The sequence below is a fragment of the Photobacterium carnosum genome, assembly GCF_021236965.1.
Taxonomy (GTDB): domain Bacteria; phylum Pseudomonadota; class Gammaproteobacteria; order Enterobacterales; family Vibrionaceae; genus Photobacterium; species Photobacterium carnosum.
Map to the genome: position 1 here is coordinate 92,833 of NZ_WMDN01000004.1, position 27,000 is coordinate 119,832.

20 protein-coding genes are annotated in these 27,000 nt (G+C 39.8%); 10 read left to right on the plus strand and 10 right to left on the minus strand.

Annotated features, from left to right (window positions below; all coding sequences use genetic code 11):
• Window positions 1-2 precede the first annotated feature (2 nt).
• Together rpmF and yceD are read right to left on the minus strand one after the other, a co-directional pair.
• Window positions 3-173, minus strand: a complete 171-nt coding sequence (gene rpmF, locus GLP24_RS05600; protein ID WP_101769015.1) for a 50S ribosomal protein L32 — start codon at window positions 171-173, stop codon at window positions 3-5.
• 20 nt (window positions 174-193) lie between these two features.
• Entirely contained in the window at window positions 194-712 is a 519-nt protein-coding gene (gene yceD, locus GLP24_RS05605; RefSeq protein ID WP_101769014.1) for a 23S rRNA accumulation protein YceD, read from the minus strand.
• Between the two features lie 391 nt (window positions 713-1,103).
• On the opposite strand from yceD, the gene GLP24_RS05610 reads away from it, so the two are divergent.
• The gene (locus GLP24_RS05610; RefSeq protein ID WP_152653107.1) at window positions 1,104-1,685 is read left to right on the plus strand and encodes a Maf family protein; all 582 of its coding nucleotides are present in this window, start codon (window positions 1,104-1,106) and stop codon (window positions 1,683-1,685) included.
• 74 nt (window positions 1,686-1,759) lie between these two features.
• Here GLP24_RS05610 and rluC read toward each other — a convergent pair whose 3' ends face one another.
• On the minus strand, window positions 1,760-2,704 hold the full coding sequence (rluC, locus tag GLP24_RS05615; RefSeq protein ID WP_101769012.1) for a 23S rRNA pseudouridine(955/2504/2580) synthase RluC: 945 nt from the start codon (window positions 2,702-2,704) through the stop codon (window positions 1,760-1,762).
• 438 nt (window positions 2,705-3,142) lie between these two features.
• On the opposite strand from rluC, the gene rne reads away from it, so the two are divergent.
• The 4 genes from rne (at window position 3,143) to GLP24_RS05635 (ending at window position 9,604) form a co-directional block, all read left to right on the plus strand.
• Window positions 3,143-6,484: a ribonuclease E gene (gene rne / locus GLP24_RS05620; RefSeq protein WP_232615662.1), complete on the plus strand. Its 3,342-nt coding sequence runs from the start codon at window positions 3,143-3,145 to the stop codon at window positions 6,482-6,484.
• Between the two features lie 245 nt (window positions 6,485-6,729).
• Window positions 6,730-8,286, plus strand: a complete 1,557-nt coding sequence (locus GLP24_RS05625; protein WP_232615663.1) for a SulP family inorganic anion transporter — start codon at window positions 6,730-6,732, stop codon at window positions 8,284-8,286.
• 124 nt (window positions 8,287-8,410) lie between these two features.
• Complete coding sequence (gene cobO, locus GLP24_RS05630) at window positions 8,411-9,016, plus strand: cob(I)yrinic acid a,c-diamide adenosyltransferase (RefSeq protein ID WP_152653105.1); 606 nt, start codon at window positions 8,411-8,413, stop codon at window positions 9,014-9,016.
• 153 nt (window positions 9,017-9,169) lie between these two features.
• Entirely contained in the window at window positions 9,170-9,604 is a 435-nt protein-coding gene (locus tag GLP24_RS05635; RefSeq protein ID WP_152653104.1) for a phosphate-starvation-inducible protein PsiE, read from the plus strand.
• Window positions 9,605-9,712: 108 nt separating this feature from the next.
• Here the strand turns inward: GLP24_RS05635 and GLP24_RS05640 are convergent, their stop codons facing one another.
• From GLP24_RS05640 to apbC, 6 genes are all read right to left on the minus strand, one after another.
• The gene (locus tag GLP24_RS05640; protein ID WP_232615664.1) at window positions 9,713-11,035 is read right to left on the minus strand and encodes an anaerobic C4-dicarboxylate transporter; all 1,323 of its coding nucleotides are present in this window, start codon (window positions 11,033-11,035) and stop codon (window positions 9,713-9,715) included.
• 423 nt (window positions 11,036-11,458) lie between these two features.
• On the minus strand, window positions 11,459-12,433 hold the full coding sequence (gene yhjD / locus GLP24_RS05645) for an inner membrane protein YhjD (RefSeq protein WP_101769085.1): 975 nt from the start codon (window positions 12,431-12,433) through the stop codon (window positions 11,459-11,461).
• A gap of 192 nt (window positions 12,434-12,625) precedes the next feature.
• Entirely contained in the window at window positions 12,626-14,731 is a 2,106-nt protein-coding gene (locus GLP24_RS05650; protein WP_101769005.1) for an AsmA family protein, read from the minus strand.
• Between the two features lie 209 nt (window positions 14,732-14,940).
• A complete protein-coding gene (gene dcd, locus GLP24_RS05655; RefSeq protein ID WP_101769004.1) occupies window positions 14,941-15,534 on the minus strand; it encodes a dCTP deaminase in 594 nt (197 codons plus the stop codon).
• A gap of 187 nt (window positions 15,535-15,721) precedes the next feature.
• Window positions 15,722-16,366 (minus strand): uridine kinase, encoded by a 645-nt coding sequence (gene udk, locus GLP24_RS05660; protein ID WP_101769002.1) that lies wholly within the window; start codon window positions 16,364-16,366, stop codon window positions 15,722-15,724.
• A 149-nt stretch (window positions 16,367-16,515) separates the two neighbouring features.
• On the minus strand, window positions 16,516-17,604 hold the full coding sequence (gene apbC / locus GLP24_RS05665; RefSeq protein ID WP_232615665.1) for an iron-sulfur cluster carrier protein ApbC: 1,089 nt from the start codon (window positions 17,602-17,604) through the stop codon (window positions 16,516-16,518).
• Between the two features lie 259 nt (window positions 17,605-17,863).
• On the opposite strand from apbC, the gene metG reads away from it, so the two are divergent.
• The 5 genes from metG (at window position 17,864) to GLP24_RS05690 (ending at window position 25,976) form a co-directional block, all read left to right on the plus strand.
• A complete protein-coding gene (gene metG, locus GLP24_RS05670; RefSeq protein ID WP_232615666.1) occupies window positions 17,864-19,906 on the plus strand; it encodes a methionine--tRNA ligase in 2,043 nt (680 codons plus the stop codon).
• A 348-nt stretch (window positions 19,907-20,254) separates the two neighbouring features.
• Entirely contained in the window at window positions 20,255-21,655 is a 1,401-nt protein-coding gene (locus GLP24_RS05675; RefSeq protein ID WP_232615667.1) for an L-cystine transporter, read from the plus strand.
• 72 nt (window positions 21,656-21,727) lie between these two features.
• Window positions 21,728-23,056, plus strand: coding sequence for a CoA-disulfide reductase (locus tag GLP24_RS05680; protein ID WP_232615668.1), 1,329 nt, complete (start codon window positions 21,728-21,730; stop codon window positions 23,054-23,056).
• Window positions 23,057-23,445: 389 nt separating this feature from the next.
• Entirely contained in the window at window positions 23,446-24,771 is a 1,326-nt protein-coding gene (locus GLP24_RS05685; protein ID WP_232615669.1) for a dicarboxylate/amino acid:cation symporter, read from the plus strand.
• Window positions 24,772-24,980: 209 nt separating this feature from the next.
• Window positions 24,981-25,976 (plus strand): tetratricopeptide repeat protein, encoded by a 996-nt coding sequence (locus GLP24_RS05690; RefSeq protein WP_101768995.1) that lies wholly within the window; start codon window positions 24,981-24,983, stop codon window positions 25,974-25,976.
• A gap of 286 nt (window positions 25,977-26,262) precedes the next feature.
• On the opposite strand, the gene GLP24_RS05695 is transcribed toward GLP24_RS05690, so the two are convergent.
• Complete coding sequence (locus GLP24_RS05695) at window positions 26,263-27,000, minus strand: hypothetical protein (RefSeq protein ID WP_232615670.1); 738 nt, start codon at window positions 26,998-27,000, stop codon at window positions 26,263-26,265.

The window sequence follows — 27,000 nt, forward strand, 5'->3', positions numbered from 1 at the left end:
CCTTACTTGTTGATAACCTTACGGCCACGGTAGAAACCGTCAGCTGTCACATGGTGACGTAGGTGAGTTTCACCTGATACTGAATCTACAGATACTGCTGCTGTAGTTAGTGCATCATGTGAACGACGCATACCACGTGCTGCACGTGATTTTTTGCTCTTTTGTACGGCCATTAACCCTACTCCTGTTAAATTTAACTTTTAAGATTTTTTAATACTGCAAACGGATTCGGACGCTCATTAGCAACGGGGATATCACCAAAAGACAAGTTATAAGTGCCGATCTTACAATCGTCATCATCATGTCTTGCAACTTGTGGTAACTCTAACATCAATTCATCTTCGATGAGTTCAATTAGATTAATCTCGCCATTTTCATCGACAATTGTCGGCTCATAGGCTTCCGGTAACTTGTCAATAGCCTCTTCGTCACGAACTGGACTATAACAGAATTCAACACTAAGTGTGTGTGGAAATTCTCCCTGACATCGCTGACAGGTCAACATCACATCTATATTTGCGTTTCCGCGAATAAAAGGAATACGACGTTGATCAAGGTCAAAAGACAAGCTGACGTTTGCATCACTTATTACGCTCTGGGTTGAGCCAGCTAAACGGGACAGAAGATCAGCTTTGATGATGCCATCATAGTCGAGTCTTTTCTGTGCAGTGCGTACTGGATCTACCTTTATCGGCAATTTTACCTTTTGCATAGGGCGCGAATACTAGCCTTATAGTCTGGTTGAGTCAAAGGAAATGTGCCCGAATTAACAGCTTTTGAAAAATTCTCATGCTGCCATGAAAATTCATTCAACATTCACTCCCTCTCCTCATTAAAAAGTTTTTATTTCTCCATCACTCAATCACTTGACGATTGCTGATAAAATGATGAAAGATCACTCAATCATTGTTCAAATGCTAACCAATAACAACTTTGTTGGAATTCAAATCAATAATTACGCTTTATAATACCATTGTGCTGTAACGATAACATCGTCTGTCTGCATTGAAATTAAAACAATCAATAAATAGGCTTACTGGCTTTGAATAACGACGATGAGTACACTCATACTACTTTTTCCTTTAGATAACTCATCATAGCTTATGAATCAACCACTTGTTCTTGCATCTACTTCGCCATTTCGTAAAAGCCTACTTGAAAAACTTCAGCTACCTTTTACGACAGCAAACCCTAATGTTAATGAAGCCAGACTTGATAATGAGTCAGCAACAACCTTAGTAAAGCGATTAGCTCAAGCAAAAGCACAAGCTTGCGCAGAATCGCATCCTCATCACCTTATTATAGGTTCAGACCAAGTATGTGTCATCGATGGTGACATTTTAGGTAAACCGCATACCGAAGCGAACGCTTGTGCTCAGCTACGCGCAGCCAGTGGTAAAGTCATCACTTTTTATACAGGCTTGTGTTTATATAATGCACAAACACAAATAGCCCAAGTAATTTGTGAACCTTTCCACGTCCATTTTAGAACCTTAACTGATAATGAAATTGCACATTACGTCACTAAAGAACAACCACTTTACTGTGCTGGTAGTTTTAAAAGTGAAGGTTTAGGCATTGCGTTATTTAATAAGTTAGAAGGACGCGATCCAAATACTTTGGTGGGATTACCGCTTATTGCCTTACGAGAAATGCTGGCCAATGAACATATCGCTGTTTTATAAGCCAAGATCTGCATTACGAAAATAAAGCATAAAAAAGGCGAGCTTAATGCTCGCCTTAATATTTTCAACAGCAATTAAAAAGTACGTAGCTTTTCCAAACAACGTTCTAATACAGGTTCCATCGGCGCACTAATATCCATAAACTCATCCGTACTTGGATGGGTGAATCTAATGTTTGCCGCATGTAAGAACAATCGTCCTAAACCCGTTTTTTTAGTATAAGCATCAAAACGTGGGTCGCCATAACGATCATCCCAAGCAATAGGGTGACCTTCATATTGACAATGCACACGAATTTGGTGAGTACGACCAGTTACTGGGCTAGCTTGTACTAACGTTGCTTGTGCGAAACGTTCAAGGACTTTAAAGCGTGTATCTGATGCCTTACCTTGAGAGTTAACACGCACAATACTATTTACTTCATTTTTTAATAGCGGTGCATTGACTCTCTTACAGTTTGCCTTCCATTCCCCCATCACTAAGGCAAAATAATATTTCTGAACCGTTTTTTCTCTAAATTGTTCTTGTAGCTTACGTAACGCTGAACGTTTCTTCGCTATCAACAAAATGCCAGAGGTATCTCGGTCAATACGGTGTACTAATTCAAGATATCGAGCATCAGGTCGTAATGCACGTAACGCCTCAATCACACCAAACTTCAAACCACTACCACCGTGAACGGCAGTGCCCGAAGGCTTATTCAAAATTAAAACATGATCATCTTCATAGATAATGCATGATTCAAGTTCAGCGACTTTATGAAGTTTAGTGCTAATCGGTGCTTGTTCCTCTTTTTCAGAAACAAAAACCGGTGGGACACGTACGAGATCACCATCTTGCAATTTATATTCAGGTTTAATACGTTTTTTGTTTACTCGCACCTCGCCTTTACGCAAAATACGGTAAATCATACTTTTTGGTACATTTTTAAGCCTAGCACGGAGAAAATTATCGATCCGTTGGCCAGCAAAATCATCAGTAATATCGATGAATTGCACTTTAGGTTTATCTTCTGTCATAAATTTGATTGTACCATGCAAATAAAGCAGATTGCCGCAAAAAAGTGAGCCTGCTATGATTGCATTCTAGAATAAGTTTTTTTGCTTATTTTACTGACAAGATGAGCATGCTCTCATCATTTCGGCTATTTTATATACAACTCAGGTGATAAACGCAGCACGTGGCGTAAGACGTTATGGTTACCGGAGTTTTTTTTAGTGCGTTAGATTACAGATTTTTTTGATGTAACAGATACAACCACACCTCGATGTGGTGATACCAGCTGTGTGTTTCAGATCTAACAATCTCTTACATAGTTGGCTAATACGTGTGGCCATAGAGCACTCCTGCATTCCAACCGTGAGGTTGCACCCGTACATCAGACTTGGAGTCAGGCACCATCAAATATTTGATGTAATTAGCGGCGCTAATACAACAACAATAATGAGTACAATATAATGAAAAGAATGTTGATTAACGCAACTCAGAAGGAAGAGTTGCGCGTCGCATTAGTTGATGGCCAAAAGCTATTTGATCTTGATATCGAAAGCCCAGGTCACGAATCTAAAAAAGCAAATATCTACAAAGGCCGTATCACACGTATCGAACCAAGCCTGGAAGCTGCGTTCGTTGATTACGGTGCAGAACGCCATGGCTTCTTACCTTTAAAAGAAGTCGCTAAAGATTACTTCCCATCAAATTATTCTTATCAAGGTCGTCCTAACATTAAGGAAGTCTTGAAAGAAGGCCAAGAAGTTATCGTCCAAGTTGATAAAGAAGAGCGGGGCAATAAAGGTGCCGCACTAACAACCTTTATCTCATTGGCTGGTAGCTACTTAGTATTAATGCCTAATAACCCTCGTGCTGGCGGTATTTCTCGTCGTATCGAAGGTGAAGAACGAACTCAACTTAAAGCGGCATTAAGTACATTAGAACTGCCTCATGGCATGGGTCTGATTGTACGTACTGCTGGTGTGGGTAAATCAGGTGAAGAGCTTGAGTGGGATTTAAACGTTCTTCTTAATCACTGGAGTGCAGTGAAAGAAGCTTCTGAATCTCAAGCAGCTCCGTTCTTGATCCACCAAGAAAGTAATGTTATTGCACGTGCTATTCGTGATTATCTACGTCGTGATATCGGTGAAATTCTTATCGATAGCCCACAAATATTTGAGCGCGCACGTGAGCATATCAAATTAATTCGCCCTGATTTCTTATCGCGTATTAAACGTTATGACGGTGAAGTACCACTATTCAGCCACTACCAAATTGAAAGCCAAATTGACTCTGCGTTCCAGCGTGAAGTTCGTTTACCTTCAGGTGGCTCAGTCGTTATCGATCCAACAGAAGCACTAACGTCAATTGATATCAACTCTGCCCGTGCAACAAAGGGTGGTGATATCGAAGAAACCGCACTACAAACTAACCTAGAAGCCGCAGATGAAATTGCACGTCAATTACGTCTTCGTGATCTTGGTGGTCTTGTGGTTATCGATTTCATTGATATGACACCTGTTCGTCACCAACGTGAAGTAGAAAACCGTTTACGTGAAGCCGTTCGTGTTGACCGCGCACGTGTACAAATTGGTCGTATCTCTCGCTTTGGTTTGCTTGAAATGTCTCGTCAACGTTTAAGCCCATCTTTAGCAGAAGCAAGCCACCACGTTTGTCCACGTTGTACAGGTACAGGTGTTGTACGTGATAATGAATCACTATCACTCTCTATCCTGCGTTTAATCGAAGAAGAAGCATTAAAAGATAACAGTTCACAAGTTGTTGCAATTGTACCTGTGCCTGTTGCTTCTTACTTACTAAACGAAAAACGTGCAGCAGTACAACACATTGAGAAATACCACAATGTGCATGTTGTTATTGTGCCAAACCCTGACATGGAAACACCACACTTTGAAGTGTTACGTATCCGTGAAGGTGAAGAGCAAGAGACGCTTTCATACCATCTTCCTAATGTTATTGATGCATTAAGAGAAGCGGAAGCAACTGAAGCTCCACAACAAGAGCGTACAACTAGAAAACGTGAAGAACCTGTTCTACACGGTTTCGCAGCGCCTAAACAACCCGCTCCTGTGACAGCTGCACCAGAAGTACCAGAAGTACAACCAACACGACAATCAACACTAAGCGCACAAACGATTATTGCTCAAGCACCAACCCTATTTAATCGTCTTTTTGCTGCAATTTCTTCATTCTTTAATAACAGTACTGAACAACAGACTGCCGTTAAACCAGATGTTGAAACACCAGTAAAAGAACAAGAAAATAACAGTAATCGTCGTAACAACAATAACCGTCGTCCTGATAATCGCCCTGATACTCGTCGTAATGACCGTCAAGGTAACCGTGATAACACTCGCCGTAATAACACCCAAGAGAGTGATCAAGACAACAACGTTGAACAACAGGATCGCAACAACGAACAGCGTCAGCAGCCTCGTCGTCGCAATGAACGTAATGAGCGCACGGACAAAAACCGTCAACCTCAAACCGAACGTCCAGTAAAACAACCACGTCAACCTCGTTCTGAAGAAGTGAAAGAGCAACCGCGTCAATCTCGTAAAGAAGAGATTCAAGCGCAAAAGCAACAGCGCCAACAATCAGAAGAAGTCGAAGTGAAAATAGCTGAAACGGTTGTTGTTGAAGTTCCCGTTGAAGCCCACGTTGAAGCGCCGGTTGAAGCTGAAGACAGAGTCGTTAAGATAAAACAACGTCGTCAACGTCGTCAGTTACAGAAAAAGATCCGCTTTACTAGCAACGTAGAAACAGCGGTTGTAGCTCAACCAATTGTTGAAACGAATGCTATCACTGCAATCACCAACCCATCACCATTAATGGAAATGGGTACAACAATTGCAAAAGAAGCACAAACAACACCAGCTCAAGATCAATCTGTGATTGATGAACAATCAGAAACAAATGAGCAGGACAACAATCAACGTCGTAATCGTCGTTCACCACGCCACCTACGCGCTAGCGGTCAACGCCGTCGCCGTATTCGTGATACCCGTGTTGAAAAGCAAGATTATGAGCAGCATGAAGATCCAAGCTGTTATAACGTTGCTGATGCTGTTGAGTTCGCGGTTGTTGAAGCAACAGATACAATTGGCGATATGGTTAATATTGTCTCTATTGTTGAGAAACCACAAGCACTGCGTCCAACCTCAGGTGTAGCTGCACCAGAAATGGCAATGGGCAAAGTATGGTCACACATTAAGCCAACAGTTGAAGCGCCTGTAGTAGATGTTATTACTGAGCAAGCTCATCAACCAACAATCGCCCAAGCATTACCTGAAGTCGTTGTATCACAACCTACTTTAGGTGGTGTTGCGATGCCAGAACTTGCAATGGGTAAAGCATTCCCATTACGTTCAGCACCAGTTGTTGAAGCACCAGTTGTTGAAACGCCAGTTGTTGAAGCACCCGTTGTTGAAGCACCCGTTGTTGAAGCGCCCGTTGTTGAAACGCCAGTTGTTGAAATGCCAGTTGTTGAAACGCCAGTTGCTGAAGCACCCGTTGTTGAAACGCCAGTTGTTGAAGCACCAGTTGTTAAAGCAGCATCAGCACCAATGACAAAAATTGTCACTGAAGCTGTTGTAGTAACAGCAACCTCTCCACGTGGTTTCCATGCGGTAGCGGCAATGACTAAAGCACCAGCACCTGTAGAAACAGCTGTAAAAGTTCACGTTGAAGCAGCACCATTACGCGAACGTGTAACAACACGCTCTGCAGGTAGCCAAACAGCAACGAGCACAGCAGCAGCACCAATGACTAAGCCATCTTTTGACTAAGTTAGTGTAAACTGCTAATAAAAAGCCATGCATCTGCATGGCTTTTTTTATCACCGCTTTTTGAGTCAGAAATAACCACAAAATTTAACATTTTCATGGTTTAACTTAATTAATATGCTATACAAGCACATCTTTAGACCTTTTAGCGTCTTAAGTTGAAGCATTGTAAATCTTTCGGTAACATTCTGTTACTCAATATATGTTAACTATCCATTCATTTTAGCGAAGAGAAGTACGCCTAATATATGCCTGAATTTCCTCAAGTCTCACAACAATCAGTCAAAAATGACATTCTATCTGGATTAACTGTAGCACTTGCTCTAGTACCAGAAGCCGTTGCTTTTGCTTTTGTCGCAGGCGTAGATCCTATGGTTGGTCTATACGCTGCATTTATTGTCGGTTTAATTACGGCCATCTTTGGCGGTCGTCCTGGCATGATCTCTGGTGCCACAGGGGCAATGGCTGTCGTTATGGTAAGCCTTGTTGCCCAACATGGTATTCAATACTTATTTGCTGCTGTGATGTTAGCGGGTGTATTCCAAATACTCGCAGGTGTCTTCCGCCTCGGTAAATTTATTCGCATGGTGCCACATCCTGTAATGATAGGTTTTGTAAACGGCCTTGCGATTGTTATTTTCTTGGCGCAATTAGGCCAATTTAAAGTGCCATCACTGACTGGTGGTCTTGAATGGATGCACGGTACTCAGCTATACATCATGCTGGGATTAGTATTATTAACCATGTCCATCATTTACTTTTTACCTAAACTCACCAAAGCGGTCCCCTCTTCGTTAGTTGCCATTTTGACCGTAACAGCATTGGTGCATATATTAGGTCTAGATTCACGTACTGTCGTCGATTTCGTCCGTACAATGAGTGGTGATGCTAATGCGACCCTTGCGGGTTCATTACCTACTTTTGCCCTACCCGATGTTGGTTTTAATCTAGCGACCCTTAAAATTATTCTGCCTTATTCTTTAATTCTTGCCGCGGTAGGTTTAATCGAATCATTACTGACACTGACTGTTATTGACGAAATGACCAATACTCGCGGCCACGGTAACCGTGAATGTGTCGGCCAAGGTCTGGCTAATATTACTTGTTCAGTTTTCGGCGCAATGGGTGGTTGTGCCATGATTGGCCAATCAATGATCAACATTAACTCTGGTGGTCGTGGCCGTTTATCGGGCATTACTGCTGCCATTGGTTTATTAGTGTTTATTTTGTTTGGATCAGCATTCATTGAGATGATCCCACTGGCTGCGCTGGTTGGTGTGATGTTTATGGTTGTTATTGGTACGTTTGAGTGGGCAAGTTTACGCATGCTACATAAAGTACCTAAACATGACTTCTTTACTATTATTCTTGTTACTTGTGTAACGGTTGCAGCGGATCTTGCTGTTGCGGTGTTTGTTGGTGTTATTTACTCGGCATTGGTATTTGCGTGGAACCATGCAAAACAAATTTATACCAGTTCTTACATTGATAACGATGGCGCAAAAGTGTACCAAATTAATGGCCCATTATTCTTTGGTTCAGCATCTCGTTTCCTTGACTTATTTGACGCACCTAATGATCCACAAACCGTGATTATTGATTTTGCCCATTCACGTGTTGCTGACCACTCAGCCATTGAAGCGATTGATACACTTGCAGAACGTTACGCAAGCCGTAACAAAACCCTGCATATTCGTCACCTTAGTCCTGAATGTCGTCGATTACTGCAAAAAGCAGGTAATCTAGTTGAAGTGAACATGCTAGAAGATCCAACCTACAAAGTTGCAACGGATGTTCTAGGCTAATCAACGTAATACGCCAAAATAAAAGCCCGTGTAGTCCTGTGACTGCACGGGCTTTCATTTATAATCATTTATACATTATGATTGTATTTATGCTAAATGTAGCAATGTTACCAAAGAGGAAATTATGGTTGATTTAACTACCAAGGACGAACGTCACCAAGCCCGTCAGCAACGTTTAAAAGAACAGGTTGACAACAAAATTAATGCCGCGCAACAAGAGCGAGGATTAGTACTGGTTATTACGGGTAACGGTAAAGGAAAATCAACCTCTGGCTTTGGAATGATCGCGCGCGCTGTCGGCCATGGTCAACAATGTGGCGTTGGTCAATTTATCAAAGGCACCTGGGATTGTGGCGAACGTAATCTGCTACAACAACATGGGGTAATATTTTCTGTCATGGCAACTGGCTTTACATGGGAAACCCAAAATAAAGCCGCAGACACACTCGCAGCTCAAGCGACATGGGCTGATTGTAAAGCAATGCTAGCGGATGATAAATTAGATGTAGTGTTGCTTGATGAGCTGACTTATATGGTAACTTACGACTATGTTGATTTAGATGAAATCATTAACGCGATCAACGCAAGACCCTCACAACAAACCGTTATTATTACAGGACGCGCAGCTCATCGTCGTTTAATTGATATTGCAGATACCGTTTCTGAAGTGCGCAATGTAAAGCATGCTTTTGAACAAGGCATCAAAGCGCGCAAAGGTATTGATTGGTAATTGTAAATAAGGTGCTACACATATAAATTCATATTGTTCAATAAACAAGCATGTAGTTAGACTCGGTGATATTTTGCTATCTGGATAAGCAATAAATCTTATACTAGCGACATGTATAAAAATAAAATAAACAGCCTCAGTGCTGGAGAAAGTATGCCATCTCATTTACCTAACTCATTTAGTAAACCGTTTCTGAAAGTTTTTCATATTTTAGAAGCGATATTATTAATAGCCATTACCTTAGCGACCGTTATTGCAATGGTGAATGAATTTATTCATGTGTTTGTTAACCGTAATATTCAGTTAACAGATATTTTATTAATGTTCATTTATCTCGAAATTCTTGCAATGGTGCAGCAATTTGTTGCTCACGGTAAGATCCCTGTCCGTTATCCGTTGTATATCGCGATTATGGCTATCGCTCGTTATATTACTCTTGGTATGAAAGAGCTTGATGGACCCTTTATTATTTGGTTATCACTCGCGGCCTTTATTTTAGCCGCTGCTACCGTTTTGATTCGAATTGGCCATCACTATTGGCCTTATGATGAACCAGAAGAGCCGGGTAAAAAGCAAGTTGACGATTAATTATCAGATTTAAAATACAGCACGCTTTAAATTTAAAAGGGCGAATCAAATAATTCGCCCTTTGCTATTTAAAATAGCCATTCACAACAAAGTAATACGAATTACTGCTTAAATAACGATTTGTGCAAGTGTATAACCAATACAACATGCTGAAATAACGCCAATTAAACCAGGCATCATAAAGCTATGGTTAAAGTACCACTTACCAATTTGAGTAGTACCTGTTACATCAAAGTTAACGGTTGCGATATCTGAAGGATAATTAGGAATAAAGAAATAACCGTATGTCGCTGGCATTAAACCAATTAATAACGCTGGGTTTAATCCCATCGCTAAACCTACAGGTAACATCATCCGTGCTGTTGCTGCTTGTGAATTCACCACAACAGAAACAGTGAATAATGCCAACGCAAATGTCCACGGGTAACCTTGCACCATTTCAGTAATGCCTGATTTAAACGATGGCATCGCGTATTGGAAATAAGTATCACTCATCCAAGCAATACCAAAAATAGCAATTGCTGCTACCATTCCTGATTTAAACACTACCCCTTCAGGCACTTTCTGCACATTAGTACGTGTCACTAATAGAATTAAGCCACCAAAACCTAACATCATCATTTGAATAATTAATGCCATTGAAATCGGTTTTGCATCACCAATAGTTCGAATTTCTGGCACCATCGCGACAATAACAATCGTTACTAACGCGACAATAAACAAGATCACTGCATGCATAGCAGAACGTGGTAATTGTTCATTCAATGACGTTTTAGTGGTATGCAAAATTTGTTCACGCCAAACTGGATCTTTCAAACGACGTTGATATTCAGGATCATCAGCTAACTCTTTACCACGGCGTAAGCTGTACAATGACAACAACAATGTACCGCCTAAGGTTGCAGGAATAGTCACCATCAAAATGGATAATAAATGGATAGAGTCAGTGATTGTTGATAATTGTGCGAGATAATAAACGACAGCTGCCGAAATAGGGCTGGCAGTGATCGCAAGTTGAGAAGCAACAGATGAAGCCGCCATTGGACGCTCTGGACGAATACCATTTTTAAGGGCAACATCACCAATAATTGGCATAATTGAATACACCGCATGACCTGTACCTAACATAAAGGTCATAATATAAGTCACTAGCGGGCCAACAATAGTAACGCGCTTAGGATTACTTCGTAAAATACGTTCTGCTATTTGCCGCATGTATTTTAAGCCACCAGCAGCCTCAAGAATGGATGCACATGTAACCACTGCAAGGATAATCAACATCACGGTAATCGGTGGTGATGTCGGTGGCATACGGAAGATAAACACTTCCACCAGCAAACCTAATCCCGAAACAACCCCTAATCCAATACCACCAAAGCGACTACCTGCATACAGCACCAACAACAGGAATAAAAATTCCAAATACAACATGACCTATCTCCTTATATATCATTGATACTTTATTAACCAAAGTACCTATTATTAGGAGTAAAATGCCTCTTATATCAATCAGGTATATTGATAAATATCATATTATGTAATAGAAATAATCACAAAATTTCACTTCTGGGAACTATCACCAATAACTACTGCGCCATAAAAACAACTTACTTACTCGTTAAATTATTAATAATCACAAAAAAAACACTACTAAGTAACATTATTCAGGCAATAGCTGATAAATAAACCATACCGATGACTTACACTCCGATACTAATAGTCATCATTATGCAATAAATCCTGTTGTATACCGCATTCTATGACGCTTATAGTGTAACAACATCGTAAAAACCAAAAAAGGATAGCGACAAAGCTATCCTTTTTAATGACTATAAAATAACCATGTCTATCTTGCTATTCTTCTTCAATAGCACCATCAACGACAACATCATAATCAGGTCGATTTTCTTTGGCTGTTGCTATCCAAGCGGCACAGAATAAGGTCAATCGTGCAAAGAAATAGAAGAAAGCCATTAAACCGATAATAGAACCAAAAGCCGCACCTGATGGTGAGCTAGCTAATTTAGGCAATAAGAATGTCATCGCAAACTTAATTGCTTCAAAACCAATTGCTGCCAATAACGTTCCTTGCATTAATGTCTTACGGTTAAAGCGGCGACGAGGCAACATCCAAAATATCCATAGGAACATCAGATAGTTCGCTAAAATAGAAATAGTTAATGCAATCGTCGTTAATACAGGTCGTAACCACGTAATACCGCCAAGGCCTAATGCATCAACAATCATAGCTTGTGCTGAACCTGCAACCGACGTTAATACCACCGTAAAAATCAATGCTGCAACCAATCCGGTTAATCCAATAAGATCTTTACAATATTGCAGTAAAATATGTTCTTTATCTTCCGGTTTACGCTCCCACACATCACGAGTTTGCGCCCGTACGGCTTCACGTAAGTTGCCCATCCAGCTAATACCAGAATAGAGTGCAATCGCCAAACCACTTAAACCGACGGTTGTACGCTGGCTAATAGCCGTTTGTACCATTTGCTTTAAAGTATTCGCTAAATTTGGATCCGTCACCCCAGCAACAATTTTATCAATAATGTTTGTCAGCAATACTTGGTTTGACGCTAAGATAAAACCTGCGGCAGCAAACAGCACCATTAAAATGGGTATTAGTGATAAAAATGAGAAATAGGTAATTGCTGCACCAAACTGGCTGCCTAAACGATCATTAAAGCGATCCGCTGCGCGAATAAAATGGTCAATTGGTGGTAGGGCTTTGATGGCATTGCCGACAAAGGTTATTACTCCCCTTATTTTAGAGAGTAACGTCGATTTTTCAGAAGGTATCGTTTTATTAGTCATAATTTTACTGCTGGTACCATAAAAATACTCAATAATATTAGTCATGGATAAAAACAAATCCAATCTAATAATAACAAGCCGCTACATACCTGCTACTTAATTGATTATCTAGTTAAAAAATAAAAGGTTTGCCGATAACAGCAAACCTCTTCTATTATACTTTACGTTAGCAATAGCACTACTTAGTAAATGTTAATTAAATAACCCTTTCAGTAGTTTATCTGCGACATTTTTAATATTGTCATCTTTTGCTTTATCGCCAAACAATTTTTCTAAGCCTCGATTAATTTCTTTCTTAGCTTTACTCTCTAGCTCTGCATTATTCTTAAATAAGTCTTTAATATTTAAGTTATATTTAGGCTGTTGCCAAGTACCAGTAACATGAATAGGAACGGCAATACCTTTGATTTTATCCAGTCCTTTACCACTAGCAACAATCTCAGAATTAATCATCAGATCAATACTTTCATTAACAAGACTGGTTTTACCTTGACCTACAATTGCAATTAACGGTGATGCTAAATGGAAGTTATCCGTTGCTGCAATGCCATGATCTAATTTTAAGGTCGCAGTTAATGCTGAAAAATCTGTTTTCTTTGCAGTATCAGTTTCAGCTTCGCCTTTTAATTTAGCTTTCGCATTGCGCAGTAAATCTGGAATATTAACCCCATACACCGAACCATCTGAAACATTAACCTTAATCGAACCTACAATATTATGGCGAATATTCGCTTCAGATAAACCATGTCCACGTAAATCTGTGGTGATATTAGCTTTACCAGCAAGTAGCTTATTATTTGCAACTGCTTTTAATAATGGTAATAGATCCACATTAGATACAGTATTTTTTAAATGGTATCTCGGTAAAGTACTATTGACATCAATGGAAGCACTGCCTGTTACCTTACCGCCATATAAATTAGCTTCAAAACGATTGATGGTCGCAATACCTTGTTTTACCGAGGTCACAACCTTAACATTCGCTATATCAGCATTATCTACCGTTAACTGCTTAATCGCTATCATACCCGCCAAATCGATATTTTTTAGCGCACTAAGATCAGGTTCTTGCGTAGAAATATCTGTCTTGGTATTAAAATTGGTATTAGCAGGCGAATTCATCGCAGCCGCCGCTTTTGCCGTATTATTATTTGTAGCAACTGATTTTGTAGGCAACCAACTATCAACATCAATATTATCGCTTGATAATGCAAAACGAATATCAGGAATTGCAGCAGCTAAATATGAACCAGAGCCTGCTACTTTTGTGCCGTTAGCATTAATAGTAACCTGACTGATTAATGCTAATTTTTGACTAATATCATATGTTGCATCAGCATCAACCACTAAATTTATTGTTGGACGAGGCAGCATTTTACCCACTAAATCATTAGTTATTTTCAGTCCTTGAACCGTAATAACATTATGATCTGGCGCTAATTTCATTTTAGCAACACCATGAGTATCAAAGTTTAGATTTGGTACTTTACCATCCACTGAAAAAGTCACATTTGACCACTGACCCAGTGTAAATTGATCAAGCCCTAATTGTGCATTTTTGATATCAAGATTGCCATCGATCATACTCATGGTAGCCGATAATGCTTTTAACTTAACATTCTTATAATTAGCCGCTAAATTAAGATCGGTACTTCCCTGCGCACTAAAGGTTAATGCATTGACATGACCTTGCACATTAAAGGTTGCTTTAGTCCATGTTTGTGGTTGAAAGCTATCAAGCGTGAAATTAACGTGATTAAGTTGTGCAACCATCTTGGTTTGATCATTACGTACATCTGCACTCGCATTAACTAACTTAATACCTGCAACTGATACTTTCCACTGTGCCTTTTGATCATGATTCGTGATCGTATTTTTTGTCGTTGTTGTTTCAGCTTCTGCTTTTTTAGCCATTAAACCATCAAGGTTAGTATGACCATTTGCTAAAGTTTGAACAAAAACATGCGCGCCATCTAAACGCATTTCACCAATATCAAGATGTTGAGACAATAACGGTAAAACTGATACTGATAAGTCTGCTTGTTTAAACTGCACTAAATTAGGCTCAGCAAACCCTTTGGGATTTCGAAATTCAGTTTCACCAACACTTAATCCTAATGTAGGGAAAAAACGCCAGTTAATATCACCATTAATAACTAAGTCTCGCCCCGTCATTTTTTTAACTTGTTCAGTCAGCAACGGCTTAAACTGATTAGGGTTAACAAAGGTAACTAGCGCGCCAATACCAATCACGACTAATAAAATCAGCCCGAGTAATATATACAGTATTTTTTTCATTATGCCCCTCGGATATGCATAGAACGTCACCATTCATAGTGGACTATGCAAAAATAATTTGTTTAAAATTAACCCTATAAATCAATGTCATTAAGACCATTGACACCAAGATTAGTTCATCATAAACATAATAGCTAAACAAAAGGCAACCCGAAGGCTGCCTTTAATAAACTTTTGACGATAACAACAATAATTAGCATCTAAAAAGATTAACGTTGCTTGTCGTCTTCATTAATACGACTTGCTACCGCACCTTGCTGATTTTTATATTTCGCATCAACACGCTTGTTATACGGTTTTTCCGCCGGACCCGACAAGGTCTCAAAACTTAGCGCACCAATAGGCATATGTGGTCGTAACGCTAATGGTAAACGACCTGAATTATAAAATTCAAGCACAATACGTCCTGACCAACCGGGATCAATACGATGCGCAGTTACATGCACCATTAAGCCTAAACGCGCTAATGATGAACGACCGTCTAACCAACCAACAATGTTATCGGGTAATGTCACTGACTCATGAGTAACCGCTAATGCAAGCTGACCCGGATGAAGAAAAAAGGCTTCTTCTTCTGCGACAATAATCTCATCACTCATTACTTTTTCAAGTTGAGTGGCGACATCTTCTTTTTTACCGGATAGATCAATAAATGGCGCACCATGATCATTAAAGACGCGGAAATTATTCCCAAGGCTTACATCAATCGTTAGGCCACTTATACAATCATCAGATGGTCGTGGTTCAATGCTGATTTTGCCTTCATCAAGGTAAGCCCTGATATCTCTATCGCAAAGTCTCATTTAATCTCTCTCCTGCATAATACACACTCTATCCTATCAGTGCTTAGCACATGAGAGTGGTATAACAAAACACATCAGTAAGACTTAATGTCGTTGATGGTTCAGCAACGGGTGACGGGGTTATAACCAACAATTATAACTATAAAAATAAGGCTGACATATTGTCAGCCTTATTTATTTTAAATCATTACGAACGTAGCAATTTAGCGATATGTGCTTTTAACACATCAATTGCGATACGGTTCTTACCACCACGAGGAACAATAATATCTGCATATTGTTTTGATGGTTCAATAAATTGCATGAACATTGGACGTACTGTTTTTTGATATTGAATCAAGACTGATTCCATTGTACGACCACGCTCAGCAACATCACGTTGTAAACGACGTAATAAACAGATATCCAATGGCGTATCCATAAAGATACTAGCATGCATAATGTCACGCAAACGAGGTTCAGTTAACAATAAAATACCTTCTAAAATGATCACTTTTTTCGGTGTCATCGTGGTGCTTTCTTGTAAACGAGTATGCTCGTTATAGCTATATTGTGGTACTTCTACTGCTTCACCTTTCATTAACTGCTCTAAATGATCACATAATAAATTATGATCTAGTGCACTTGGATGATCGTAATTAGTTTTAACACGATCCTCCATTGATAGGTGGCTTTGATCGTTATAGTAACAATCTTCCGTGATTACACCGATCTGATGATCGCCGACTTTCTCTTTTAACTCTTTATAAACTGTACTGGCAATCAGACTTTTACCGGAAGCAGAAGCGCCTGCAATACCGATAATAACGCATTGGTGTGAAGTTTCAGACATATCAGAAAGTACCTATTAGACCACGTAGCAAGGCGAATTTGGATAAATTAAACCCTCCGATTATAAGCAGTTGCTATGACAGATACCAGTAAAAATGAGGCATCTGTCATATCTGATTATAATATCAACGGGTTTTGTTTGATTAACCATTACATTGTACGAATAGTAATCTGCTCAGCAACCGTTTCACCTTGCCAATATAGTCGACTAGCAATATTGGCTGCTAACATAATGTATGCTGCCGCTTGTTCTGATTCAGGCGATGCAATAACGGTTGGTGTACCGTTATCAATATCTTGACGAATTTTGATATCTAATGGCAATTGTGCCAATAACGGTACTGCATAATCTTGTGCCATTTTAGCTGCGCCACCCGTACCAAAAATATGCTCTTGATGACCACAATGGCTACAAATGTGATAACTCATATTTTCAACAATACCGAGCACAGGTACATCAACTTTATTGAACATACTAATGCCTTTAATCGCATCAGCTAAAGCTAAGTCTTGTGGCGTTGTCACCACTATCGCGCCAGTAACTGGGATTTGCTGTGATAATGTTAATTGAATATCACCCGTACCTGGTGGCATATCAATCACAAGGTAATCCAGATCAGGCCACCATGTTTCAGTGATAATTTGCGACAATGCTTTCGATGCCATAGGACCACGCCAAATAGTGGCACTTTCTGCTGGCACTAAATAACCCACTGAGTTGGTATATAAACCATGTGCTTCTATTGGCAACATCATCTTGCCATCAGATGATTGTGGTTTTTCATCCATTGCACCCAACATCATCGGGACTGATGGACCATAAATATCCGCATCTAATAGTCCGACTTTGGCACCTTGTTGCTGTAAACCCAAAGCTAAGTTAACCGACGTTGTAGACTTACCCACACCGCCTTTAGCAGAGCTCACAACAATAATGTTTTTAACCCCGTTAAGTGGTTGTTTGTCAGCCACAGCTAACGTTGCCACTCGACAGCGAACATCAAAATTTAACGCTGAATTCACAATACCTTGTTGTTGCTGCTCTGCAATCCATAGGCGTAATTGTTGCGCTAATTCATTGGCTGCAAATGGGATTGTGATGATGATAACACCGTCAACTGATACCGAGACAAAATGCGGCACATCAGCCCATTCCACGCTCAATAGTGGATGTTCAAATTGATTTAGCCATTGGCGAATATCCCCAACGCTATCGAAATGGTTTGTTTCTATTGCCATAAATTAGCACTCCACATAAATGTCATCACTTATTAACAACATCTACGTCACAGTATTAGTATAGAAAACAACCAGTAACGTTGATGCTGCGGGGTAATATCTTCCTCTTTTTTATCATGCTACCACCAAAGTACCCTTTCTGCCCGATTTCCCCCGTCCTAAAACAGATAAATCAGTATCTGACGCTAGTCAATATGCTGTCCATCAGGTAGTATTTGCAGCTATGTTTTTTTACCCATCATGAGCGAAAGAAGTAATTATGGCTGCTAATCCAAGAAAAATTCTGGTGACCTGCGCCCTGCCGTACGCTAACGGTTCTATCCACTTAGGTCACATGCTAGAGCATGTTCAAGCGGATATTTGGGTTCGCTACCAGCGCCTTCGTGGCAACGAAGTTCATTTCATCTGTGCAGACGACGCACACGGCACTCCAATCATGCTTAAGGCACAGCAGATGGGTGTAGAACCTGAGCAAATGATTGCAGAAGTAAGCAAAGAACACCAAGCTGACTTCGCTGGTTTTGATATTAACTTTAGCAACTACCACAGCACGCATTCACCTGAAAACCGTGAACTTGCTTCTTTTGTTTACACCCAGCTAAAAGACAAAGGCTTTATTACTAGCCGTACTATTTCTCAGTTATTTGACCCTGAGAAAGAAATGTTCTTACCTGATCGCTTTGTAAAAGGCACATGCCCTAAGTGTAAAGCTGAAGATCAATACGGTGATAACTGTGATAACTGTGGTGAAACCTACAGCCCAACTGATCTGATTAATCCAAAATCAGCAGTGTCTGGCGCAACACCAATCATGAAAGATTCAGAGCATTTCTTCTTTGATTTGCCACAGTTTGAAGACATGCTAAAAGCATGGACTAAATCTGGTGCACTTCAAGATGAAACATCAAACAAGATGCAAGAGTGGTTCGAGTCTGGCCTACACCAGTGGGATATTTCTCGTGATGCACCTTACTTCGGTTTTGAAATCCCTGGCGAACCTGGCAAATACTTCTACGTATGGCTAGATGCACCAATCGGCTACATGGGTTCATTTAAGAACCTTTGTGATAAGCGCGATGATCTTGATTTTGACGAGTTCTGGAACAAAGACAGTTCAACAGAGCTTTACCACTTCATCGGTAAAGACATTGTTTACTTCCACAGCCTATTCTGGCCTGCAATGCTAGATGGCGCTGGTTTCCGTAAGCCAAATAACGTATTCGTACATGGTTACGTAACGGTAAATGGCGCGAAGATGTCGAAGTCTAAAGGTACATTTATCAAGGCGGGTACTTACTTAAACCACCTTGATCCTGAATGCCTACGCTACTACTACGCAGCAAAACTAAACAACCGTATTGATGATCTCGACCTTAACCTTGAAGATTTCACTCAACGCGTAAACAGCGATGTTGTGAACAAGATTGTTAACCTAGCATCACGTAACGCAGGCTTTATTGCTAAGCGTTTTGACGGCATGTTATCTGAGAATTTTTCAGAGCCTGAGCTTTATGCTGAATTCGTTGGCGCAGCAACACGTATTGGTGATCTTTATGAAAACCGTGAATACAGTCGCGCTATTCGTGAAATCACCGCACTGGCTGATAAAGCTAACCAGTATGTTGATGAAAAAGCACCTTGGGTTGTGGCGAAACAAGAAGGTAAAGATCAAGAGCTACAGGAAATCTGTACTGTTGGTATCAACCTGTTCCGCGTATTAATGGCTTACCTAAAACCTGTAATGCCAAAACTTACCGAGCGTACTGAAGCTTTCTTAAATGAAACGCTAACGTGGGAAAGCATCGAAACACCATTAACAAACCATGAAGTTACTAAGTTCAAGGCATTGTTTAATCGTATCGATCCTGCACATGTTGCGGCAATGGTTGAAGCATCTAAAGAAGAAGCAGCGGCTGATAAAGCGGCGATTGAAGCGGCCCAACCAAAAAGCCCATTAACAAATGAGCCAATTGAAGCTGAAATCGAGTTTGATGATTTTGCTAAAATTGATATGCGTATCGCTAAAATTGTTTCTTGTGAAGCGGTGCCAAAAGCAGACAAACTACTGAAATTCCAATTGGATATCGGTGGTGAAATGCGTCAAGTATTCTCTGGTATTAAATCAGCTTACACACCAGAAGAGCTTGTTGGTAAAATGACGGTAATGGTTGCTAACCTAAAACCGCGTAAAATGAAATTCGGCATGTCTGAAGGTATGATCCTTGCAGCGGGCCCTGGTGGTAAAGATCTATGGATCTTAGAACCTCATGAAGGTGCTCAGCCAGGTATGCGTGTAATGTAATTTACACTGCATCTTAATTCTCGATACCGATAACACTGTTATCGGTATTTTTTTATCTTTTTTTACACATCCCCCCGCTTTATAGAACACCAAACCTATCACCTTACGACCGCTTGTTAATAGGTTGTTGAATGTTGATCTAGCTCCGCTGCAAACTCTAATTTTATAAACAAATATTCATCTCTCGTTCATAATTAGCGATCTTGATCGTTTTCCCTTCTGACAATATCACTTACATTGATTGCGTTAATTTGCTTGTAATTATTCATAAAACCAGCAAAATTTAACCCTAAATAGATAGGAACAATAAAAATAACCCATTTTTTTATTTGATATGAAGGACTCATGATGACTTTAGGTATTGTAACGAACCTCGCCATATTCGTTGGCTTGATAGCATTTCTATATCATATGCAAAATAAACACTACAGTTTTACTAAACGTGTGTTTGCTGGCCTAGGTTTAGGTATTGCCTTTGGTGCTGCGCTACAAGTCTTTTATGGTGCTGGCTCTGAGGTCATCAAAACATCAATTGAATATTTTGATATTGTCGGCGTTGGTTATGTGCGTCTGCTACAAATGATCATTATTCCATTAGTGATGGTATCTATCATCTCTGCCATTCTTAAACTAAATGGTGGCACTTCATTAGGAAAAATAAGCAGTCTCACCCTTGGGGTTCTAATTGTTACCACCATGATTGCCGCTTGTGTTGGTATTCTAATGGCTAACCTGTTTGGTCTTACCGCAGAAGGGCTTACATCAGGTGCCGCTGAAATGGCGCGTGCGAAAAGCCTTGAATCAACCCTTTCTAATGTAGAAGCAATGTCGTTTGCTAAATTAGTGATTGAGTTTATTCCTGCCAACCCATTCTTAGACATGACGGGTGCGCGTCGTACTTCAACTATTGCTGTTGTTATCTTCTCTATTTTTATTGGCTTATCTGCAACGGGTATTGCCAAGAAAAAACCTGAAATCTTCGCCCAATTTGAAGGCTTTATTAAAGTCACTCAAGCGATTGTTATGCGTATGGTAACGTTAGTATTACGTCTAACCCCATTTGGCGTATTAGCACTAATGACCAAGGTTATTTCAGGCTCAAACTACACCGATATTGTAAACCTTGCCAACTTCGTTTTTGCTTCATATGCAGCCTTAATTTTAATGTTTATGATTCACTTAGCACTTGTTGCCATTGTTGGTCTTAACCCAGTACGCCATTTTAAAAAAATCATTCCAGTGCTGGCTTTTGCTTTCACATCTCGCACCAGTGCAGGTTCAATTCCAATGAACGTGCAGACCCAAGAAAAATGCCTCGGTGTTCCGTCTGGAATTGCTAACTTCTCCGCCTCTTTTGGTTCAACCATTGGTCAAAATGGTTGTGCGGGTATTTACCCTGCCATGCTTGCAGTGATGATTGCACCAACCGTAGGTATCAACCCAATGGATTTCGGCTTTCTCTGTACTTTAGTCGCAATTATTACCGTGAGTTCTTTTGGGGTGGCAGGTGTTGGTGGTGGCGCAACATTTGCAGCATTAATAGTACTATCAGCAATGGATATGCCAGTGGCACTTGCCGGTCTTTTAATTTCAATCGAGCCGCTTATTGATATGGGTCGTACTGCACTTAACGTATCAGGTTCAATCACCGCAGGTGTAATCACCAGTAAAGTAATGGGCGAAACCGACATGGCTATTTTTAATAGTGATGAAACCATTAACTTAGATGGCGAAGAATCAGCAGCTTAATCAATAGTAAACATTCGTTTTAGGGGAGGTGTATTGCCTCCCTTCTCCATTTTTTAAGGAAGAGACAATAGTATGAAAATTATCATTATTGGTGGCGAAGCCGCAGGTATGAGTGCCGCAGCAAAAGCAAAACGCATTAACCCAACCGCTGAGATTGTTGTTTATGAAGCCTCTAATGTGATCTCTTTTGGTGCCTGTGGATTACCTTATTATATTGGTGATGAATTTTCTGATGCCAATTTCATGGCGGAATTTACCCCAGCACAATTTGCAGAAAAAGGGATTCAGGTATTAACTCAACATCGCGTTGTTGATCTCGACCCACAACAGCAGCAACTAACCGTTGAACATCAAGGGGAAACACTCGTTACCCATTATGATCGCTTAATGATTGCAACGGGTGCTAAAGAAATATTACCCCCAATAGCTGGCCTTGAAAAACAAGGGGTTTATTCATTACGTCGTATGCAAGATGGTTTAGACATTAAAACCGCCCTTGCCGATCCACTATGCCAACATGTAACGATTATTGGTTCAGGTTTTATTGGCTTAGAAGTGGCTGAAGCGATGATCCATCAAGGTAAAACAGTACGCTTAATTGAACGTGCCGCCTGCTTAATTCCCGATGCGTTTGATACTGAAATCAGCCAACATCTTCAACCTGAACTTGAACACGCTGGCGTACAAATTCACCTTAAAGAATCAGTGTGTGAAATTATTGGTGATGATCGTGTTACTAGCATTAAAACCGATAAAGATATTTATGCGACTGATCTAGTGATCTGCTGTACTGGCGTTAAACCAAATACAGATTTTATTGCCGCAACAGGCATTGAACGTTTAGCCAATGGCGCAATAATCATTGATCAGCAAGGAAAAACATCAATAGATAATATTTGGGCGGCTGGCGATTGCGCTACCATTTGGCATGCACAGTTACAGCAGCCTGTTTATATCCCACTCGCAACAGGCGCTAATAAAATGGGTCGCTTAGTCGGTGAGAATATCGCAGGAAAAAATCTCAGTTATGACGGTACATTAGGCACCAGTTGTGTCAAAGTTTTAGGCTTAGAAGCCGCTCGCACCGGACTCTCAGAGCGTGAAGCTCAACAAGCTAATATTGATTACAGCACCGTGTATATCAGTGATAAATGCCACACAAATTACTGTGAAGGCCAATCACCACTTTATATTAAATTAATTTACCGTTCTGATAATAAACAATTACTTGGTGGTCAAATGATCGGTAATAAAGGGGCCGTTCACCGTGTTGATGCCCTTGCCGTTGCCATCAGTCTTGGCTCAACAACCGAACAACTAGGTATGATGGATTTTGCTTATGCGCCGCCATTTGCACGTACTTGGGATATTATGAATGTCGCGGGTAATGTGGCTAAATAATCGCTTTATCTATAAATAATAACGACACAAGCCACGTACTTTTTTTAGCATCTATAAAGAAAAAGTACGTAGTCTCCTCCCTGTAATAAACATCATCAATATCCTTCCTACATTATTCTCTTACAACTATTTATCGAAAATCCCGATCATATTCCTCGAAAAAATAACGTTTTATTACTCATTTATACATTCAAATCGCGATTTATGTTAAATATTAGTTAAAAATAGATTTTATAAACATTAAATCAGTATAAAATTTGTGACTTAACGCAGATTTTAGCAGTTAATAACAATTATTACTTCACGTTAACAGACAAATAACTGCTACTCTTCGAACGCACTCTGATAATCGATGGACAGAGAGAAATAAATATTAAGGATAAATATTAATGACCACAGAAAAGAAAAAAATGTCACTGACTGGCCGAGTTATACTCGGTATGGTTTTAGGTATTCTGACAGGATTTATGATCCGTTCCCTTTTTGCTGATGTCGCTTTTGTTAATAACTACATCGTAGATGGCCTGTTTGATGTTGGTGGCAAAATCTTTATTGCCAGCTTAAAAATGCTCGTTGTACCTCTGGTTTTTGTCTCACTGGTTTGTGGTACAAGCTCATTAAAAGATTTAGCAACACTTGGCCGCCTTGGTGGTAAAACCTTAGCGTTTTATCTCACCACTACAGCCTTAGCCATTACCCTTGCGCTGACCATGGCAAATATCTTCCAACCAGGTGCAGGGGCCGATTTAAGTGCTGCAACAACATTTGCATCTAAAGAAGCACCATCGCTAGGTAGCGTTATTGTGGGCATGTTCCCAACCAACCCAATCAGCGCAATGGCAAATGGTAATACCTTACAGATTATTGTATTTGCCGTTTTATTTGGTATCGCAATCAGTGCCGCTGGCAAACCAGGTGAACGTCTGGCAGCAGTATTTGCCGATTTAAATGAAGTGATCATGAAGCTGGTGGCATTATTAATGAATATTGCCCCATACGGTGTGTTCTTCTTAATGGCGAAATTGTTCACAGGTTTAGGCTTAGATGCGATCTTTAGCTTAATTAATTACTTCCTCGTCTTAGTCGCTGCTCTATTACTGCATGCATTGGTCACTTATAGCGTAATGCTAAAAATATTTACCGGTTTGAGCCCAATTACGTTCTTCAAGAAAATGGAAGATGCTGTAATGTTTGCGTTCTCAACCGCATCATCCAATGCAACCATTCCCGTTACAATGGAAACGGCCACTAAGCGTTTAGGTGTTAATAACAAGATTGCCTCATTTACGGTTCCCCTTGGTGCAACCATTAACATGGACGGCACCGCCATCATGCAAGGTGTGGCAACGGTATTTATTGCTCAAGCGTTTAATATTGACCTTTCGATGAATGATTACATCATGGTTATTCTAACCGCAACATTGGCATCAGTCGGTACGGCAGGTGTTCCTGGGGTTGGTCTGATTATGCTTGCAATGGTACTTAACCAAGTAGGTCTACCTGTTGAAGGTATCGCATTGATTATGGGTGTTGACCGTCTACTTGATATGGTACGTACCGCCGTTAACATCACGGGTGATAGTGTCGTAACCTGTATTGTTGCTAAATCTGAAGGTGAAATGGATATTGAACGTTTCAATGATCCACTAGCAGCGACAGAAGATGAAGTGGTTCGTTTCCATCCGAATCCTCAACCGCAAGCACCAAAATCATAACAACGAGTAAAAACTTGCGAATACCATATTCAAGGGCACGTAAAGTGCCCTTTTTTTTAGTTTGGAAAAATCATATTGATCACGCATAAAACGAAACACCTCATATAATTGTACAACGATCACATTCCATAGATTAATTCTATTCATAATCTTTTAAACAATCAGAATAGCTTTATAATTCAACTACAAAACAAAATAGAATTATTATAATGAACTATCGTCAAACTCTAATATCTACAGGAATATCTCTTGTCCTTTCTGCTCCTTCTTTTGCCTATGATTTAAGCGCCGACGAATATACTCAAGAAGATCTAACTGTTATTAAAAAAGCTGAGACATCGGCTAATGCAGAAGTTCTTTACAACGCAGCAAATATTTTAATATCAGAATCAATGATGCAAGAAAATATTGAACAGGGTATAAAATACCTTGTTCTGCTTGCAAAAAAAAATCACCCTAAAGCAACACTAACTCTAGCTGATTACTATTACGAAGATAGTCACTACAAAGAAGCACTCAAGCTTTATCACCAATTAGAACAAAAACAAGATCCTTATGTGCTTTATAGCTTAGGTGTTATGTACTTTGATGGTGAAGGTACTCAACAGGATTACAAAAGAGGCAATAAGTATTATCTTGCAGCTGCCAAATTGGGATACAACGATGCTATGTACCAATTGGCTTTTTCATACAACGACGGTCAAGGTGTCAAACAAGACTATACTAAAGCAGCCCTATGGTTCAAAAAATCAGCCGAACAAGGGGATGCCAGTGCGATGTATAATTTAGGCCTCTCTTACCTTAACGGTGAAGGTGTTAAAAAAGACTGTGCTCATGCAATTAAACTCCTCGAGCAAGCAATAAATACGGATAATCACACTCGCTCTTATGCCAAACTGGGTGACATTTATTACTATACCGACTACAAAGCTCAATGCGGATTTAACAAGACTGATTATAAGAAGTCATTAAGTTATTTCATGAAAGGTGCCATGCAAGGTAATGAATATAGTCAATATATGGTTGGGTATTCGTATCGTAATGGACATGGAACATACAGTAATTTCAGTACTGCTTTAGCTTGGTATAATATTGCAGAAAATAATGGTTACGATGCCAGTTCTGAGATAAAAGATATAAAACAACACATGTCAGCTGAAGATATTAACAAAGCAGAAAAGCTTCAAGAACAGATACTTCCATAAAGATTTACGCGGCTTTTAGTGCCTATTTTGTTGTTGTACAACATATTTAAATGGTAATCATTTAATGTAAAAGTATTTTATGTGATCCGATACGTGGCAACGTTCAGATACAACAAAGGCAGCGATAAGCGACCTTACGCCTTAGATTTAAAATAAATCTACCTCGCATACAAAAATACCGCCTCAAATTGGGCGGTATTTAACAGTTAATATACTTATGCGTACTAACAGATATGCGGTAACGTCCAAAGATAAGAAAGGCAGCCTAAGCGACTTCTTAATTATGTTAATTCATATAACTAACTTGACTACAAAGTTCAGAAACTTCTCGGCATTCTAATAGAAATGGTTCAATGTCATTATGAAACTCTGGTATCCATAAAAGTCTAAATTCATTTTGAGATGAATATTGATCACTTGGTTTTATAAATCCAATAGGACCTGGTGGATTTTGCAATCCTGTATATTCCCTTCCCTTATATTGAACTAATCCTATGCCACCCTCCCTAATTTTTTTGTGTTTATTTAAAGCAATAGAAGCTCGTTTGAAAAAAAGAGCTGGATTAGAAATCTTTACGCAATATTGCCCAAAGGTATCTGATAATTTTTCAGGAGAAAACTCTTTTGTTGTACACAATACGTATGCATCAGGTAATCGTTGAATATTAGTACACTCACTAATTGAGATATTAGAACATCCTTCACCTATGTGTACCCCGCTACGAGCTGCCATTTCGACAAAACCCCTATCAGAACTACCACCTGATATAGATCCCGAATTATATGTTTGAGTAGCCTCTCCAGAATCACCTTGCAATGGGTCTTCATATTCACGGCATGTTTCTAGAGTACTTATCCAAATATTTCCCTGACATAAAGCTTCAGCCTGCCATTTTTCAGGAAAAAACCTATATACAGGCTCATTATACCCATCGATTGATATTAATTTATTTAGGAAATCTTTCGTCAAACCTGCTTCTTTTAATTCCCTACGTTCTTTTTTTATTCTACTTTTCTTCCCCAT